Source organism: Actinoplanes sp. TFC3, from assembly GCF_001553785.1.
Classification (GTDB): domain Bacteria; phylum Actinomycetota; class Actinomycetes; order Mycobacteriales; family Micromonosporaceae; genus Actinoplanes.
This window is the reverse complement of sequence record NZ_LOJP01000001.1, coordinates 5,779,643-5,793,789: the sequence shown is the minus strand read 5'-3', so window position 1 is coordinate 5,793,789 and position 14,147 is coordinate 5,779,643. Positions and strand designations below refer to the sequence as shown.

The following is a 14,147-nucleotide window of genomic DNA, read 5'->3' as shown; positions in this document are numbered from 1 at the left end:
CCTTCACGCTAGGGTTTGTTACCTGATCACCGCGTCCGGCTGGCGAACGACAACCCGTGTCCTCCGCTCGGAGGACATCGCCGCCGAACCACCGGATCAACCTCCCGGCCGCACCACTCCCCACTCGTACGCGAGAACGACCGCCTGCGTCCGGTCCCGCGCCCCGATCTTCATCAGCACCCGGCTCACATGCGTTTTGACGGTGGTCTCCCCAAGCCGCAGAGCCGTGGCGATCTCAGCATTCGTGGCGCCGCCAGCCAGCTGGACGAACACCTCGTGCTCGCGCGGCGTCAACTCCTCCACCCGCGCCGCAGCCTGGCTCGGCGCACCCGTAGCGGCGAACTCGGCGATGACCCGCCGCGTGATCGCCGGTGAGAGAAGGGCCTCACCCGCCGCCACCACGCGTACGGCCTCGATCAGCGCCTCCGGCGTGCCGTTCTTGAGCAGGAACCCGCTGGCCCCGGCCCGCAAGGCGGCGAACAGATAGTCGTCGCGGTCAAAGGTCGTCAGGACCACCACGGCCGGACCCTGCTCCGCGGTGACAACCTCGGTCGCCTCGAGACCGTTCATGCCCGGCATCTCCAGGTCCATGAGCACGACATCCGGCCTCATCCTGCGGGACAGCTCAACCGCTTGCCGCCCGTCGAACGCCTCGCCCACCACCTCGATGTCGTCCTCGATCTCCAGGATGACCCGGAAGCCGGTACGAACAAGCTGGTGATCGTCGGCCAGCAGCACCCGGATCATCTGGGCGCCGCCGTCACCATCGGATTCGCAGCGCTCCTCCTGGCGTTCTCTCTCTTCGCGGCCGCTGGCCCTTCGGACGGCCGGGCGAGGGGCAGGCGCGCTCGTACCCGGAAGCCGCCGCCCGAGCGCGGGCCGATCTCCAGTACGCCGTCATGCACGGCGACTCGTTCGCGCATGCCGAGAATCCCCATGCCCATGCCCATGCCCATGCCGGTGCCGGTGCCGGTGCCGGTGTCGGCTCGGGTGCCCGCGCGCTGCTGTTCGGCGAGTCCGTCGTCGGCCACGTCGAGTTCCAGCTCCTCGGCCAGGTAGCGAACCCGGATGTCGACCGTGGAGGCTCGGGCGTGCTTGAGGACGTTGGTCACCGCTTCCTGGGCGATCCGGTAGGCCGTTTGCGAGATCGAGTCGGGCACTGCCACCGGGTTGCCGTAGACCGCGTAGTGGGTGGTGAGGCCGGCTGTTCGTACGCGATCAGCCAGGTCTTCGATGTGCTCCACCCCGGCAGCCGAAGCCGGAGCGGTGCTTGTCTGCTTGCTGTCGGGACTTCGCAGCGCGCCGAGCATCCTGCGTAGCTCGTCCACCGCGGTCCGTGCGCTCGTTTCCACTGCTGTCAGGGCGGTCCGGGCTCGTTCGGCATCCTTGTCCAGCACCCGGCGGCAGGCCGAGGCTTGGATTCCCATCACCGACACGTGATGCGCCACAACGTCGTGCAGCTCGCGGGCGATGCGCAGCCGCTCATCGATCACGGCGCGCTCGCCGGCCAGCCTCTGCGCCATGACAAGTTGCTCGGTCTGCACCTCCAGTTGGTGCTGCCTAAGCGCGGACTGCCACGCCGCATTGCCCATCAAATAGGGGATGCCGAAGACCGCCGCATTGACGATCACGCCGTTGATGAGGCTGGCCGGAAGCGGGGGCAATTCACCTGAGGCGCCCGGCGGTCCCTCGGCCGGCATGAGGTCATGGCTCAGGAACCAGGCGATGACCAGCCACAGGAACATGGCGGCGATGACGGAGATCCGCAGCGTCCGGGACCGTCGGCGATCTCGTCCCCACGCGCCGAGGGTGTAGACGGCTGCCACGATGGCTCCCGAGGCAAGCTGCTGCTCTTGCGCCCCGCGGATCTGTCCGGCGATGAAGGTCACTGCAATGATGATCGCGACCACGTCGGGTTGGCGGCGTCGCCAGCAGAGCGGCAACGTCACCGCCACTGCCCAGCAGAGCTGCTCGGCCAGAGCGGGACTCGAGCTGGTGGCATACATGCCGACACTGCGTGCGAGGAACACGTTGAGCACCGCGAAAGCCGCCGCAACCAAACCGATCACCAGGTCGGTGCGTTGCTGACGCGGGGTGGGGCCTGGACGTACCCACTGATCCCTGATCATGATCGAGCACCCGTCAGAACAACGAGAAGTGGAACGACTCTTTCCCCGGGAACGGAATAGCGTCCGCGTGCGGACGAGTGCAGCCAGCCGGTGCTCACCAACTGGCGGAGATGGTGATATAGCTGTCCCGTGGTGCCGAGCGCTTCGTCGGCGGCTAGCTCCGCGGCCGTGCGCGTGCCGGCAAGGACTCGTCGCAGCAGCAGAAGCCGGACCGGATGGCCCAGCGCTCCCAGCGTCGCCGCCCAGTCGGACCAGTCCGCCTCGAAAAGATCGTCAACGGAGGTGCCGAGCTGCCAGTCGTAATGCTCGCCCGTCGGAAGCTCGACAATGCCGGTGTAGACCACCGCACCCGAACTGTCATCGCCAACCCGCTTGCGAAGGCCGTCAAGCGCCCACAGGTCCGCGTTTCCGAGCTCGCGCGGCAGCCGCTCCAGAGTGGCCTTGTCCCGGATGAAGTCGGCGAAAGCCCGCTCGAGCTCCGAGACTCGGTTCTCCAGGGTGGGCGGCTCATCGGCTGGCATGATTACACTTTTACGGAAGAACGTAATATCGTCAAGTTGCACATGCCGATCAGCCAGGCGACGGCGACGGTCAGCGCGAGCCTCTCGACGACGGCGCCGGCCGAGCCCCGGCCTACCAACAGCATGACCAGGCCCAAGGTGGCGCTCAAAGGGACAAGGATCAGCGTGGCGACTGCGGACAGCCTCCGGGCGGCCAGGCGGAAGAACGAGGAGAACGCGATCATGGCCATCACGCCTGCCAGCACCGCCATCCCGGCGATGCTCGCCGCGGTGTGCACCACATCGCTGACGGTCGTCGGTTCAAAGGGCGGCAACGGGCACTGGTTCGTGCAGGGCACCACTCCGGAGACCGCGGCGAGAAAGGCCGCAGCGCCGAGCAACGCGGCGACCGGCTGCGGCGCGGGCCGTAACGCGAGCCCCAGCAAGGCGACGCCCGCTGCCAGAAGAACAAGTCCGCATCGGTACGCCACAGCGAACGGCCGCCCGGCAGTGCCCGCCTCGCTGACGTATCCCAGTAGCCAGGACCCGGGGCTGGCGACCAGGGCGACGAGCATGGTCACCGAACCCGCCAGCACGGCGGCGCCCGCTGCCGCACCGAGAGCCCGGCCGCCTGAGTTCGCCGGCGGGCGCGCGACAACTGTTGCCGAGGATGCCGCGGGGGCATCCTCGGCCGCCCTACCCACGCGCGCCCCGGCCAAAGGTGCTGCTCGCGGTGCATTCTCTGATGATCTCCGGCATGGCGTTCACGCTAGCCGCGCCGCAATGATCGAATGCTGTGGTGGGGCACACGGTGGTGATCACGGGCGCCAGTTCGGGCATCGGGCTGGCTGCGGCAACCGCGTTCGCGCGGAATGGCGACGACGTTGTGCTGCTGGGCCGGCATCCGGGCCGGCTTCAAGCGGCCGTCGAATCGGTCCGGGACGCGGGCAGGCGGACGCCGGCGGCGTACCGGGCGGACTTCGCGCGGCTGGAGGAGGTACGCGAGGTGGGTCGCCGGGTGGCGGCCGAGCACGAGCAGATCCACGTGCTGGTGAACAACGCCGGCCAGCTCGCCCCTGCGCGCCGCCTGACGGCAGACGGGTTCGATCCCGGCATGCAGGTCAACCACCTGAGTGGGTTCTTGCTGGCCAACCTGCTGGTCGACCGGTTACGCGCAGCGGCAACGGACAACGAGCCTGCGCGCATGGTCACCACGGGTTCGCTGGCCGAGGCTTGGGGCACGCTCGACGTCTCGCGGCCCGGACGTCGCCAGATCAGCTCGTGGCTGGCATACGGGGCCGGAAAGCAGGCCAACCTGTTGTTCACCATCGAGGCGGCGCGGCGCTGGGGCTCATACGGGATCGTGCCAACCTGTTTCTTCCCCGGCTTGATCCGCAGCCGGTTCGGACGGCGCAGCCCGCTGTTCACGCTGGCCCGCTTCGCTCCGGCGCTGTTCCAAAGCTCGGAACAGGGCGCCGAGACGCTGCTGTGGCTGGCCAACGATCCGGCTGCCCTGGTGCCCGGCGGCTACTTCGCGTGGCGCCGGCCGATGGTCGCCACCGGCCGGGCAACAAACCCCGACCGGGCGCGGCGGCTCTGGGACGCGAGCCTCGCCGCGGTCGGGCTTGAGCGGCCGGCGGTCGACCAGGCTGGTCAGGGAGTGGAGGGGGACCGGTCGGGCCGGGGCGAGGGGTAGTACTTGGGCGTCGCGATGTCGGGGTGCGTCGAGGTGGGTACGTCCGCGTCGTCGTCGGGGGTGAGGGTGCCGCCGAGCTCGGTAATGCGCCGGTGCGCGGCGTCGAGGCGGTCCTCCAGCGTGACGATGCGGCAGGCGGCGGCCATCGGAATGCCCTCGTCGAGCAGTTGACGTGCGCGGCCGGCCAGTTGGAGCTGGTGGCGGGAGTAGCGGCGATGGCCGCCGTGCGAACGCTCCGGCTCGATCAAACCGGCAGCGCCCAGGCTGCGAAGAAACGCGGGGGTCACGCCAATGATGTCGGCGGCGCGGCCCATGGTGTACGCCGGAAAGTCGGCGTCATCGAAAGCGGTGTTCATGGTGCCCTTCTTCCGGGGTGGCCGGTCGGGGTCCGTTCGGTTCGCGTGACGACCTCTGCATGAGGGCTCCGCGGTGGCGGAGGCTGCTCTGCGGTGGCAGGGCTGCTCTGCGGTGGCAGGGCTGCTCTGCGATGACGGGTGGTGCTGGTGCGTCGCAGCCGGCTTTTGGCCGGGGCGCGAGGGGGCTCGTTACGAGCGTCTGAGGCTGGGGTCGCCACTGCCCAGGGAAGCGCGGGTTCTCTGGGATGCCTGGACGCTTTGCGCGCGGGGGCTTGGCTTGGGGCGGACTGGTTGGGGCCATAGATGCAGTCCAAGGCCCCGGCGGGTTACCGGGGCCTTGGCTGTTCAATTCTCTTGCCGACCGTCGTCGGCTCGGTCGATCCGCTTGCGTGCCGCTAGCGGATGGCCTGGGTGATGGGCATCGGCTGCGATCACCTCTTGTCGGGTCGGGGACGGTGTGAGAACGCGTTGCTGCGGTATCTCGTCCTCCTTAGCCAACTCAGCGTCTGTGCCAGTTGCATGTCGGCTGTGCGTGGCCGACTCAGATCATGTTAGGCCCGTCACTAGTCAATTTCTAGACTCGCCGCTGTAGATTTTTTGGACTTATCCGGCAAGAGCGGTAAGCGGGATCGGCGCTGAGCAGCGATGAGGCGAGGTTGAGCCCGCTGCCTGAGCGCGTCGCGGGTCCGGATGGGCTGAATCGGCTGTTGCTGCGATGCAAGCCAGGTGGGGGGCTGGGCAACTAGGACTGTGAGTCGAACCCACCGAGCCATACGGCCCGAGCCGAGCCGGTCGGTGAGCACAGGGAGATCCTGGGGACGGCGGCTGGCCAAGCGCGGCTCGAGCAGGCCGAAAAGCTGAGCTGAGCCGGCCAGGAGCGGGGGCGACTGCCGAGCTTGAGAGCGGGGCGCGGGGCGGGCGCATGGCACAGCGGTAGCTGCGTCGGAGAGAGGTGACCGCGCCCCGCGCCGCCGCGGGTTGGGAGTGATGGACTCCCGGGGTGTTCGCGAAGCCTGCCGAGGGCTCGCGCGCTGGTTGCCAGCGTCAGAACACCGGCAGGGCTGAGCGTGGGTGCCGGCTGTGAGTGCCGCGCCACGCTTTCCAATGCCCTGACATGTGTACGAGTGTGCGGGTTGTACCTGAGGCGCAGCAACGCAATTAACACGGCTCATTGACGGGCGTAACACCGCGGCGAGATCATCACCGGACGGCAGTGACCGTGGTCACAGCCGCCCCTCGGTCTAGGGAGCCTTCATGAGTGCTGACCCTGTCCCCAGCACCGACGAAGAACGACTTGCTCAGCTTGGCTACCAGCAGGAACTGCATCGCCGGCTGTCCGGGTTCTCGAACTTCGCGGTCTCGTTCTCCATCATTTCCATCCTGGCCGGCGCGATCACGTCGTACGGCATCGCCATGACCGCCGGTGGTCCGCTGGCCATCACCATCGGCTGGCTCTTCGTCGGCATCATGGTCACCTTCGTGGCCCTGGCCATGGCGGAGGTCTGCTCCGCCTACCCCACCGCGGGAGCCCTCTATTGGTGGGCCGCCGCGCTCGCCAAACGCAACAAGGCCGCCTGGGCGTGGTTCGTCGGCTGGTTCAACTTCCTCGGTGAGGTTGCCGTCACCGCGGCCATTGACTTCGGTGCTGCGATCACCACGTCCGCCTTTCTCGGGTTGGCGTTCGACATGGAAGTCACAACCGGGCGTACGTTCCTGATTTTTCTGGTGATCATCATCGCGCACGGGTTGCTGAACACCTTCGGCGTCAACCTGGTGCGATTGCTGTCCGATGTGAGCGCGTGGTGGCATCTTGTCGGGGTTGCCGTCATTGTCGGCGTACTTGCGGTCGTACCGGATGATCACAAGCCTTTGTCTGAAGTGTTCTTCGAAGTGCAGAATGCGACCGGATTCACTTTCTCGGGCGCTGGGGCCTATGCGGTTCTTGTTGGTCTGCTGATGGCTCAGTACACGTATACCGGATATGACGCCTCGGCCCACGTTGCGGAAGAAACCCATGACGCGGCCCGTGCGGCACCGCGCGGAATCGTGATGTCCGTTGTGGTGTCGGTCATTGCCGGCTTCGTTCTGCTCGTGGCCATTACCTGGTCGATTCAGGACTATGAGGCCGAGCGAACCACCGACCTCGGCCTTCCGCCGGCGCAGATCTTCATCGACGCCGTCGGACATGACCTCGGCACGTTCCTCCTGTTGATCTGCATGGTTGCTCAATGGTTCTGCGGAATGGCCTCAGTTACCGCAAATTCCCGGATGGCTTACGCGTTCGCCCGGGACGGCGCGCTGCCCGGATCGAGGCTCTGGAAACAGGTCAACCCCCGCACCGGTACGCCCACGAACTCCATCTGGCTGTGTGTGACGATCAGCACCATCTTGGTTCTGCCTTCGTTGTGGAACACCACGGCCTATCTCGCGGCGACGTCAATTGCGGTCATCGGGCTCTACATCGCGTACGTCGGACCGGTGCTCCTGCGCCGCCTCAACCCCGACTTCCGGCCGGGTCCGTGGCACCTCGGCCGGTGGAGCGCGCCGATCGGCTGGCTCGCGATCGTGTGGGTCGTCCTGATCTGCATCTTGTTCGTCCTGCCGACCGCGAGTCCGATCACCGCGAGCACGTTCAACTACACCATCGTGGCGGTCGCAGTGGTCGTCGGAGCCGCCGCGATCTGGTGGGTTGTCAGTGCCAGGAAGTGGTTCACCGGCCCCAAGCAGAACCTGATCGAAAAAGCCGCCCACGGCGAGCAGACGATGCCGGCCCCGCCGGAGTGATCTTGAGTCTCCGGGGCCGGGCGACCCGCCCGGCCCCGGCAATCTGTCGGACCCGTGAGATAGGACTGCACCCATGGATCTCGAGGACCTCGACGTCGCGGTCACCAATGGCAGCATCGACACCGTCCTGCTCGCGCTCGCCGACATGCAGGGGCGCCTGCAGGGCAAGCGCCTGCACGGCCGCTACTTCATGGACGAGGTGGTGTCCGGCGCCAGCGAGGGCTGCAACTACCTGCTTGCCGTCGACGTGGACATGAACACCGTCGACGGTTACGCGATGTCGTCCTGGAACAGCGGCTACGGCGACTTCGTGATGAAACCCGACTTCACGACGCTGCGGCCGGTGCCGTGGCAGCCGGGCACGGCCATGGTTCTCGCCGATCTGGAGACCACCGATGGTCAGCCCGTATACGCGTCTCCCCGCCAGATTCTGCGGCGCCAACTGGACCGGCTGGCCGGACGCGGGCTTACTGCGTACGCCGGGACCGAACTTGAATTCGTGCTCTACAAGGACAGTTACGAACAGGCGTGGGACAAGAACTACCGGGATCTGACACCTGCCAATCAGTACAACGTGGACTACTCGCTGCTCGGCACCGCTCGGGTCGAGCCGCTGTTGCGGCGCATCCGGAATGAGATGGCCGGTGCCGGGCTCACCCCGGAGAGCGCCAAGGGCGAGTGCAATTACGGTCAGCACGAGATTGCCTTCCGCTATGCCGAAGCGCTGGCTGCCGCCGACAACCACGTGATCTACAAGAATGGCGCCAAGGAGATCGCCGCGCAGGAGGGCATGGCGCTGACCTTCATGGCCAAGCCGAACGAACGGGAAGGCAATTCCTGTCACATCCATTTCTCGTTGCGGGGCGAGGACGGCCGCTCGGCGATGCTGGGAGATGGCCCGGCTCATTTGTCGGTCCTCGGGCAGCAGGTGCTGGCCGGATTGCTCGCCACCATGCGCGAGTTCAGCCTGCTCTTCGCGCCGAACATCAACTCTTACAAGCGTTATCAGCACGGTTCCTTCGCGCCAACCGCGCTGCGATGGGGGGTCGACAACCGCACATGTGCGCTGCGCATCGCCGGCCATGGCCAGGGCATGCGAGTGGAGAACAGGGTGCCGGGCGGCGACGTCAATCCCTATCTGGCCATCGCGGCCTTGATCGCGGGGGCGCTGCACGGGATCGAGAACGAGCTGGTGCTTGAGGACGAATTCGCAGGCAACGCGTACGGCGACAGCACGGCACCGCGGGTCCCGGCAACGTTGCGCGAGGCCCTGGAGTTGTGGCAGGCCGGGCCCGTTGCCGCCGCGGCCTTCGGTGGCGACGTGGTGGCGCACTACGCGAACATGGCGAAAGTTGAGCTGTCGGCGTTCGATGCGGCGGTCACCGACTGGGAGCTGCGGCGCGGATTCGAGCGTTTGTGAACGAAGGTGCGGCAGGAACGGCGTGTGATGATCATCGGGGAGGTGGGGCGTGGACAGCATTGACCTGATCAACCCGGCGACCGGGGGCGTGCTCCGGGACGTACCGCTGAACGGGGTTGTCGAGACCGACGCCGCGATCGAGCGGGCGCAACGGGCCTTCGAGAGCTGGCGCAAGATCGCACCGGGGGATCGGGCTCGGCTGCTGAGGCGCTTCGCGGCGGTTGTTGACGAGCACGTCGAGGAGCTTGCTCGGCTGGAGGTCCGCAATGCGGGGCATACGATCAGCAACGCGCGGTGGGAAGCCGGCAACGTCCGCGACGTGCTCGATTACTACGCGGCGGCGCCCGAACGGTTGGCCGGGCGTCAGATCCCGGTGGCCGGCGGCATCGACCTGACGTTCCACGAACCGCTCGGCGTGGTCGGCATCATCGTCCCGTGGAATTTCCCCATGCCAATCGCCGGATGGGGGTTCGCGCCCGCGCTCGCGGCCGGCAACACCGTGGTGCTCAAACCCGCCGAGCTGACCCCGCTGACCGCCTTGCGTCTCGGTGAGCTGGCGTTGGAAGCGGGCCTGCCCGAGGGCGTGTTCACGGTGCTGCCCGGTCGCGGTGACGTGGTGGGGCAGCGGTTCGTCACGCATCCGGGCGTCCGGAAGGTCTGCTTCACCGGATCCACCAGGGTCGGCAAGTCGATCATGGCTGGCTGTGCCGATCAAGTGAAGAGGGTGACCCTCGAACTCGGCGGCAAGAACGCGAACATCGTCTTCGCCGACGCTGACCTGGAACGGGCCGCGGCAAGCGCTCCGGGCGGCGTGTTCGACAACGCGGGCCAGGACTGTTGCGCACGGTCACGACTGCTGGTCCAGGACACGGTGTACGACCGCTTCCTCGCCCTGCTCGAGCCGGCCGTAAAGGCTTTCCGGGTGGAGGACCCGCAGCTCGACACGGCCGAGATGGGACCGCTGATCTCCGCCGCGCACCGGGAGAAGGTGGCCTCCTACACCGCCGAGGGCGAGGTCGCGTTCACCGGCGCCGCTCCCGGCAGCGACGGCTGGTGGTTCCCGCCCACGGTGCTGCTGGCCCACTCGGCACGGGATCGGCACTGGCGCGAGGAGGTGTTCGGGCCGGTCATCTCGGTGCTGCCGTTCCATGAAGAGGACGAGGCTGTCCAGCTTGCCAACGACACCGAGTACGGGCTCTCCGGCTCGATCTGGACCCGGGATCTGGGCCGGGCGCTGCGGGTCTCCCGGGGCGTCGACACCGGCAACCTCAGCGTCAACTCGCACTCGTCGGTGCGCTATTGGACGCCGTTCGGTGGCATGAAGCAGTCCGGGTTCGGCCGGGAGTTGGGTCCCGACGCGGTGCTGGGCTTCACCGACGTCAAGAACGTGTTCATCTCAACGGAAAGCTGAGAGGGTCGGCTGTGGAGCGTTTGCAAGATCGGGTCGCGGTCATCACCGGCGCGGGCAGTGGCATCGGGCTGGCCACCGCGCGCAGGTTCGCCGCCGAGGGCGCCAAGGTCGTCTGCGTGGACATCTCGCAGGACGCGGGCAAGTCCGCCGCCGAGGAAGTGGGCGGCGAGTTCGTGGCCTGCGACGTCAGTGACGAAGATGCGGTACGAGCCCTCTTCGACGGCGTCGCCGAGCGCCACGGCCGAGTGGACATCGCCTTCAACAACGCCGGCATCTCCCCACCCAGCGACGATTCGATTCTGGTAACCGGCATCGAAGCGTGGGAACGAGTGCTCAAGGTCAACACCACCAGCGTGTTCTTCTGCTGCAAGTACGCGATCCCTCACATGCAACGGCAGGGCAAGGGCTCGATTATCAACACGGCGTCGTTCGTGGCCCTGCTCGGAGCGGCAACGTCGCAGATCGCGTACACGGCCAGCAAGGGCGGCGTACTGGCCATGACCCGCGAGCTCGGAGTCCAATTCGCCCGCGAAGGCATCCGCATCAACGCGCTCTGCCCAGGCCCGGTCGCTACGCCGCTGCTCATGGACCTGTTCGCCAAGGACCCGGAACGCGCGGCCCGGCGCCTCGTGCATGTGCCGATGGGCCGGTTCGCGGAGCCTGAGGAGATCGCGGCGGCGGTGGCTTTCCTGGCCAGCGACGACGCTTCGTTCATGACTGCTTCGCAGTTCGTCGTGGATGGCGGGATTACGGGGGCCTATGTGACGCCGCTGTGATTCGCCGGGGTGCGGGAGAGTGGTCTGTGGTCCTGCGTCGAGGGCGGCTTGGAAGTCGCTGCCTGATGGCGGTTGTTGGCTCGGAGATTGAGCCGGCTGCCGGGGTGGCTGGATTGGCGGGGTGCACCAGCGGGCGGAGGTAGGGAAATGGCCGGCATGGGCGGGGGAATGGTTCCGGCTTCTTAGCGGAGTTGGATGATCGCGCACTGTGCCGACCTGCTGAAATTCCGCATGGTTTGTTTAGGACGATCAGACCGCGGGCACCCGAACTGCACGCTTCCTTATGAAGGAGGCGCAGGGGTCGAATCCCTGCCGGTGCACGCTTTGATCGCTGTGCCGGTGGGTCGGACGGGCCCGGGCGCGGCGTCAGCCCTCAAGAGGGTGACGCCGCGCGCTCGTGCCCGCAGAATGCGTTGCCGAGCCGTGCCCGCAGAAGGCGTGGCGCATATAGACGTGCAGCGGCGGCGCGCCTGGCCGGGGAGCAGTGCCACGGGGACCTGCGACTTCCCCGCGCCCGCCGGTGAACGGGCTCGATCCCGCGGGAGTGCGCTGGAGTGGTTCTCAGATCGCGGCCACTTGATCTGGGCGGAACGATGATTAAGGTTGCGGAGATGCGCCCGGTCATTGGCATCACCACCTACGTGGAGCCCGCTACGTGGGGGGTTTGGCGCGATCTGCCAACGGCGCTTGTGCCGCATGACTATGTCGCTGCGGTGAGTGCTGCTGGCGGGCGGGTTGTGCTTCTTCCGCCCGATGACATGGATGCCGACATTCTTCGGGTGCTGGACGGGTTGGTGCTTTCCGGCGGCGCCGATCTGGCTCCCGACATGTACGGCGCGCAGGCTGAGCCGCTCACGGTTACCCGGCCGGAGCGGGATTCGGCCGAGATACTGTTGGCGCGGGTGGCTCTTGCTCAGGATCTTCCGGTGCTCGGAGTGTGCCGGGGGATGCAGTTGCTCGCCGTGGCCGCCGGGGGTGCTCTTCACCAGCATCTGCCCGACGTTCTGCGGCACGAGGGACACCGGCCCGCACCGGGCGTCTACGGGAAGCAGGAAGTGTCCTTCATTCCCGGCAGCCGGGTTGCCGGGCTCATGGGCGAGGATCGCTCGGTGCACTGCTACCACCATCAGGGGGTTGCTGATGCGGGGTCGCTCACCGTGACCGGACGTACGAACGATGGGTTGATCGAGGCCGTCGAGGATCCGGAAATGACCTTCGTGCTTGGCGTGCAGTGGCACCCTGAGGTGGTATGGGACAAACGCATATTTGGAGCGCTGGTCACAGCCGCGGCCTCTAACGGGTGAATGCCGCAGATAGCGGAACAAGCGGCTTTCGGGGCGCGCTCTTCAGTACAGGGACGCCCCGGCAAGGAGGCCGTCAGGCAACCTCACCCCCCGCAACGATGCCGGACATCGACCCTCTCCGAGACGAGCCCAGCAGTGCCGCCGGGCTGGCCACCGGACCGCGACCCCCAGGAACCGCCGGCAACGGGCCACCCCAACCGGCCCGGAAACCCAGCGACCCGAGCCAAGCAGTCCAGGCCACCCCCCTCGGACCCGGCAGCCGGGACCAACAGCCGACCGAACGGCCGGAACCAAGCCGACAGCCACTCACCCCCACCCCGGGCAAGAACCAGCCGTACCCCAGAACCGGGTGCGGTGAGGGCCTCAGGCGTCTCGACTTCCGGCCGATGTCTGACATCTAGAGACCGAGAGGAGCGCTCGCATGCGTCGACCCTTGATCGGACTGACCTCGTATTCTCAGCACGTCCAGTACAACGGCAGCAATCAGGAAGTAGGGATGCTGCCGATTGCCTATGTCCGAGCCGTTCATGCTACTGGCGGCCGGGCTGTCCTTGTTACCCCCGATGATCCCGGTGTGGATGTTCTGGAATCGCTTGATGGGATTTTGTTTGCCGGGGGCGGGGATATCGATCCGGCGACTTATCGGGCTGCGCGCCATCCTGCTACCGAGGCTGACCAGCCCCGGGACACGGCCGAGTTGATGCTCATGCGAGCCGCTCTGGACATGGGCCTTCCCGTTCTCGGTGTGTGCCGGGGCATGCAGGTCATGGCCGTGGCCACCGGCGGTTCGCTGCATCAGCATCTTCCCGATGTGGTGGGGCATGAGCGGCACCGGGCCGCCCCGGGTACCGATCCGCTGGCCGCTGACGCCGCTGATTTCGGACGGCATGAAGTCGTTGTTCAAGAGCATTCCGCGGCCTTCGCCTTGCTGGGGTCGCGGCTCACCGTCAATTCGTTCCACCATCAGGCGGTTGATGATCCGGGCACATTCACGGTCAGCGGGTGGTGTCCCGATGATCGGGTTCCGGAAATTATGGAACATCGGGAGCACGCTTTTGCTCTCGGCGTGCAATGGCACCCGGAACGTACCGGTGATCTCCGAGTTTATGCCGCCCTCGCCGAAGCCGCAGCGCGCCGATCCGGTCTGCACTTTCCGGAGCAACAGCAAGAGCGGCGAGCGGCCTAACGCACCGGAAAGGCCGATTGAAACGCCAGCCGTGAGTCAGCGGCCCCGGCCAGTTCTTGTATTACATCGTCGAGGAACATGAAGCTTTCCCAGGGCGGCCCGCCGAGATGCCCAGCCACTTGATCTTCCAGGCTGGGCACCCGGGCGCCTTTCCACACCTTGTCCGCCAGGCTGACCAGCAGATCCTCCAGTGTCCGCTCTTCCTCGGCGTCCCAGGACCCGTGCGTGCCGGCAAAACGAGCAAGATGCCATGGCACCCCGTACGAGATCAGCAAATCCCTTCCCGCCGCCTCATGCCGATTTCCCGGTACGGCCAGTTCTTCGCCATGAATGACTTTGCCGATGTCGTGCGTCGCCGCGCCGAACAGCACCGCCGTGGTGTCGAAGTCCAGCTCCGGCCGGGCTCGGCCCAGCCGATCCGTCAGCAACCAGGCCACATCGTGGACCGCTCGCAGATGCGCGGCCAGCCGCGGCGGGGCTTGCAGGGATTGCAGCAACTCGGTTGCCGCCGGGGGCAGCGGGCGTAGGCCGGAGTCGGTCAGCGCACGGTCGAGGGCCGGGTTTGTCACGCGCACCAGGCTAGCT

Annotated in this window: 13 protein-coding genes; 7 read left to right on the top strand and 6 right to left on the bottom strand. The window is 66.9% G+C overall.

Going from position 1 to position 14,147, the window contains the following annotated elements:
* Window positions 1-96: 96 nt before the first annotated feature.
* Genes TFC3_RS26050 through TFC3_RS26035 form a run of 4 tightly spaced genes read right to left on the bottom strand, consistent with a single transcriptional unit; the run spans window position 97 to window position 3,225 of the window.
* The gene (locus TFC3_RS26050) at window positions 97-747 is read right to left on the bottom strand and encodes a response regulator transcription factor (RefSeq protein WP_067505141.1); all 651 of its coding nucleotides are present in this window, start codon (window positions 745-747) and stop codon (window positions 97-99) included.
* Complete coding sequence (locus TFC3_RS26045; protein WP_067505139.1) at window positions 744-2,129, bottom strand: sensor histidine kinase; 1,386 nt, start codon at window positions 2,127-2,129, stop codon at window positions 744-746. The genes TFC3_RS26050 and TFC3_RS26045 overlap by 4 nt, the downstream gene beginning before the upstream one ends.
* Complete coding sequence (locus tag TFC3_RS26040; protein WP_067505137.1) at window positions 2,126-2,650, bottom strand: helix-turn-helix domain-containing protein; 525 nt, start codon at window positions 2,648-2,650, stop codon at window positions 2,126-2,128. The genes TFC3_RS26045 and TFC3_RS26040 overlap by 4 nt, the downstream gene beginning before the upstream one ends.
* A 2-nt stretch (window positions 2,651-2,652) precedes the next feature.
* A complete protein-coding gene (locus TFC3_RS26035; RefSeq protein ID WP_255363810.1) occupies window positions 2,653-3,225 on the bottom strand; it encodes a DUF998 domain-containing protein in 573 nt (190 codons plus the stop codon).
* 215 nt (window positions 3,226-3,440) lie between these two features.
* Between TFC3_RS26035 and TFC3_RS26030 the strand changes: the two genes are divergently transcribed.
* Entirely contained in the window at window positions 3,441-4,325 is an 885-nt protein-coding gene (locus tag TFC3_RS26030; protein WP_082772534.1) for an SDR family NAD(P)-dependent oxidoreductase, read from the top strand.
* Here TFC3_RS26030 and TFC3_RS26025 read toward each other — a convergent pair.
* A complete protein-coding gene (locus TFC3_RS26025) occupies window positions 4,283-4,681 on the bottom strand; it encodes a MerR family transcriptional regulator (RefSeq protein WP_067505131.1) in 399 nt (132 codons plus the stop codon). The genes TFC3_RS26030 and TFC3_RS26025 overlap by 43 nt on opposite strands.
* A gap of 1,254 nt (window positions 4,682-5,935) precedes the next feature.
* On the opposite strand from TFC3_RS26025, the gene TFC3_RS26020 reads away from it, so the two are divergent.
* From TFC3_RS26020 to TFC3_RS36275, 6 genes are all read left to right on the top strand, one after another.
* On the top strand, window positions 5,936-7,465 hold the full coding sequence (locus tag TFC3_RS26020; RefSeq protein ID WP_067505128.1) for an amino acid permease: 1,530 nt from the start codon (window positions 5,936-5,938) through the stop codon (window positions 7,463-7,465).
* Between the two features lie 73 nt (window positions 7,466-7,538).
* Window positions 7,539-8,885: a glutamine synthetase family protein gene (locus tag TFC3_RS26015; RefSeq protein ID WP_067505125.1), complete on the top strand. Its 1,347-nt coding sequence runs from the start codon at window positions 7,539-7,541 to the stop codon at window positions 8,883-8,885.
* Between the two features lie 49 nt (window positions 8,886-8,934).
* Complete coding sequence (locus tag TFC3_RS26010; RefSeq protein WP_082772311.1) at window positions 8,935-10,296, top strand: aldehyde dehydrogenase; 1,362 nt, start codon at window positions 8,935-8,937, stop codon at window positions 10,294-10,296.
* A gap of 11 nt (window positions 10,297-10,307) precedes the next feature.
* Entirely contained in the window at window positions 10,308-11,072 is a 765-nt protein-coding gene (locus TFC3_RS26005; protein WP_067505122.1) for a 3-oxoacyl-ACP reductase, read from the top strand.
* A 611-nt stretch (window positions 11,073-11,683) separates the two neighbouring features.
* On the top strand, window positions 11,684-12,376 hold the full coding sequence (locus tag TFC3_RS26000; RefSeq protein WP_067507611.1) for a gamma-glutamyl-gamma-aminobutyrate hydrolase family protein: 693 nt from the start codon (window positions 11,684-11,686) through the stop codon (window positions 12,374-12,376).
* 421 nt (window positions 12,377-12,797) lie between these two features.
* Complete coding sequence (locus TFC3_RS36275) at window positions 12,798-13,562, top strand: gamma-glutamyl-gamma-aminobutyrate hydrolase family protein (RefSeq protein WP_082772310.1); 765 nt, start codon at window positions 12,798-12,800, stop codon at window positions 13,560-13,562.
* On the opposite strand, the gene TFC3_RS25990 is transcribed toward TFC3_RS36275, so the two are convergent.
* Window positions 13,559-14,131 (bottom strand): HD domain-containing protein, encoded by a 573-nt coding sequence (locus TFC3_RS25990; RefSeq protein ID WP_067507608.1) that lies wholly within the window; start codon window positions 14,129-14,131, stop codon window positions 13,559-13,561. The two genes, TFC3_RS36275 and TFC3_RS25990, sit on opposite strands and share 4 nt — an antisense overlap.
* Window positions 14,132-14,147: the final 16 nt, after the last annotated feature.

What these genes read in the sequence shown, in the direction of transcription:
- TFC3_RS26050 (WP_067505141.1), bottom strand. Translation starts at nt 747, where the DNA reads ATGATCCGGGTGCTGCTGGCCGACGATCACCAGCTTGTTCGTACCGGC.
- TFC3_RS26045 (WP_067505139.1), bottom strand. Translation starts at nt 2,129, where the DNA reads ATGATCAGGGATCAGTGGGTACGTCCAGGCCCCACCCCGCGTCAGCAA.
- TFC3_RS26040 (WP_067505137.1), bottom strand. Translation starts at nt 2,650, where the DNA reads ATGCCAGCCGATGAGCCGCCCACCCTGGAGAACCGAGTCTCGGAGCTC.
- TFC3_RS26025 (WP_067505131.1), bottom strand. Translation starts at nt 4,681, where the DNA reads ATGAACACCGCTTTCGATGACGCCGACTTTCCGGCGTACACCATGGGC.
- TFC3_RS26020 (WP_067505128.1), top strand. Translation starts at nt 5,936, where the DNA reads ATGAGTGCTGACCCTGTCCCCAGCACCGACGAAGAACGACTTGCTCAG.
- TFC3_RS26015 (WP_067505125.1), top strand. Translation starts at nt 7,539, where the DNA reads ATGGATCTCGAGGACCTCGACGTCGCGGTCACCAATGGCAGCATCGAC.
- TFC3_RS26000 (WP_067507611.1), top strand. Translation starts at nt 11,684, where the DNA reads ATGCGCCCGGTCATTGGCATCACCACCTACGTGGAGCCCGCTACGTGG.
- TFC3_RS36275 (WP_082772310.1), top strand. Translation starts at nt 12,798, where the DNA reads ATGCGTCGACCCTTGATCGGACTGACCTCGTATTCTCAGCACGTCCAG.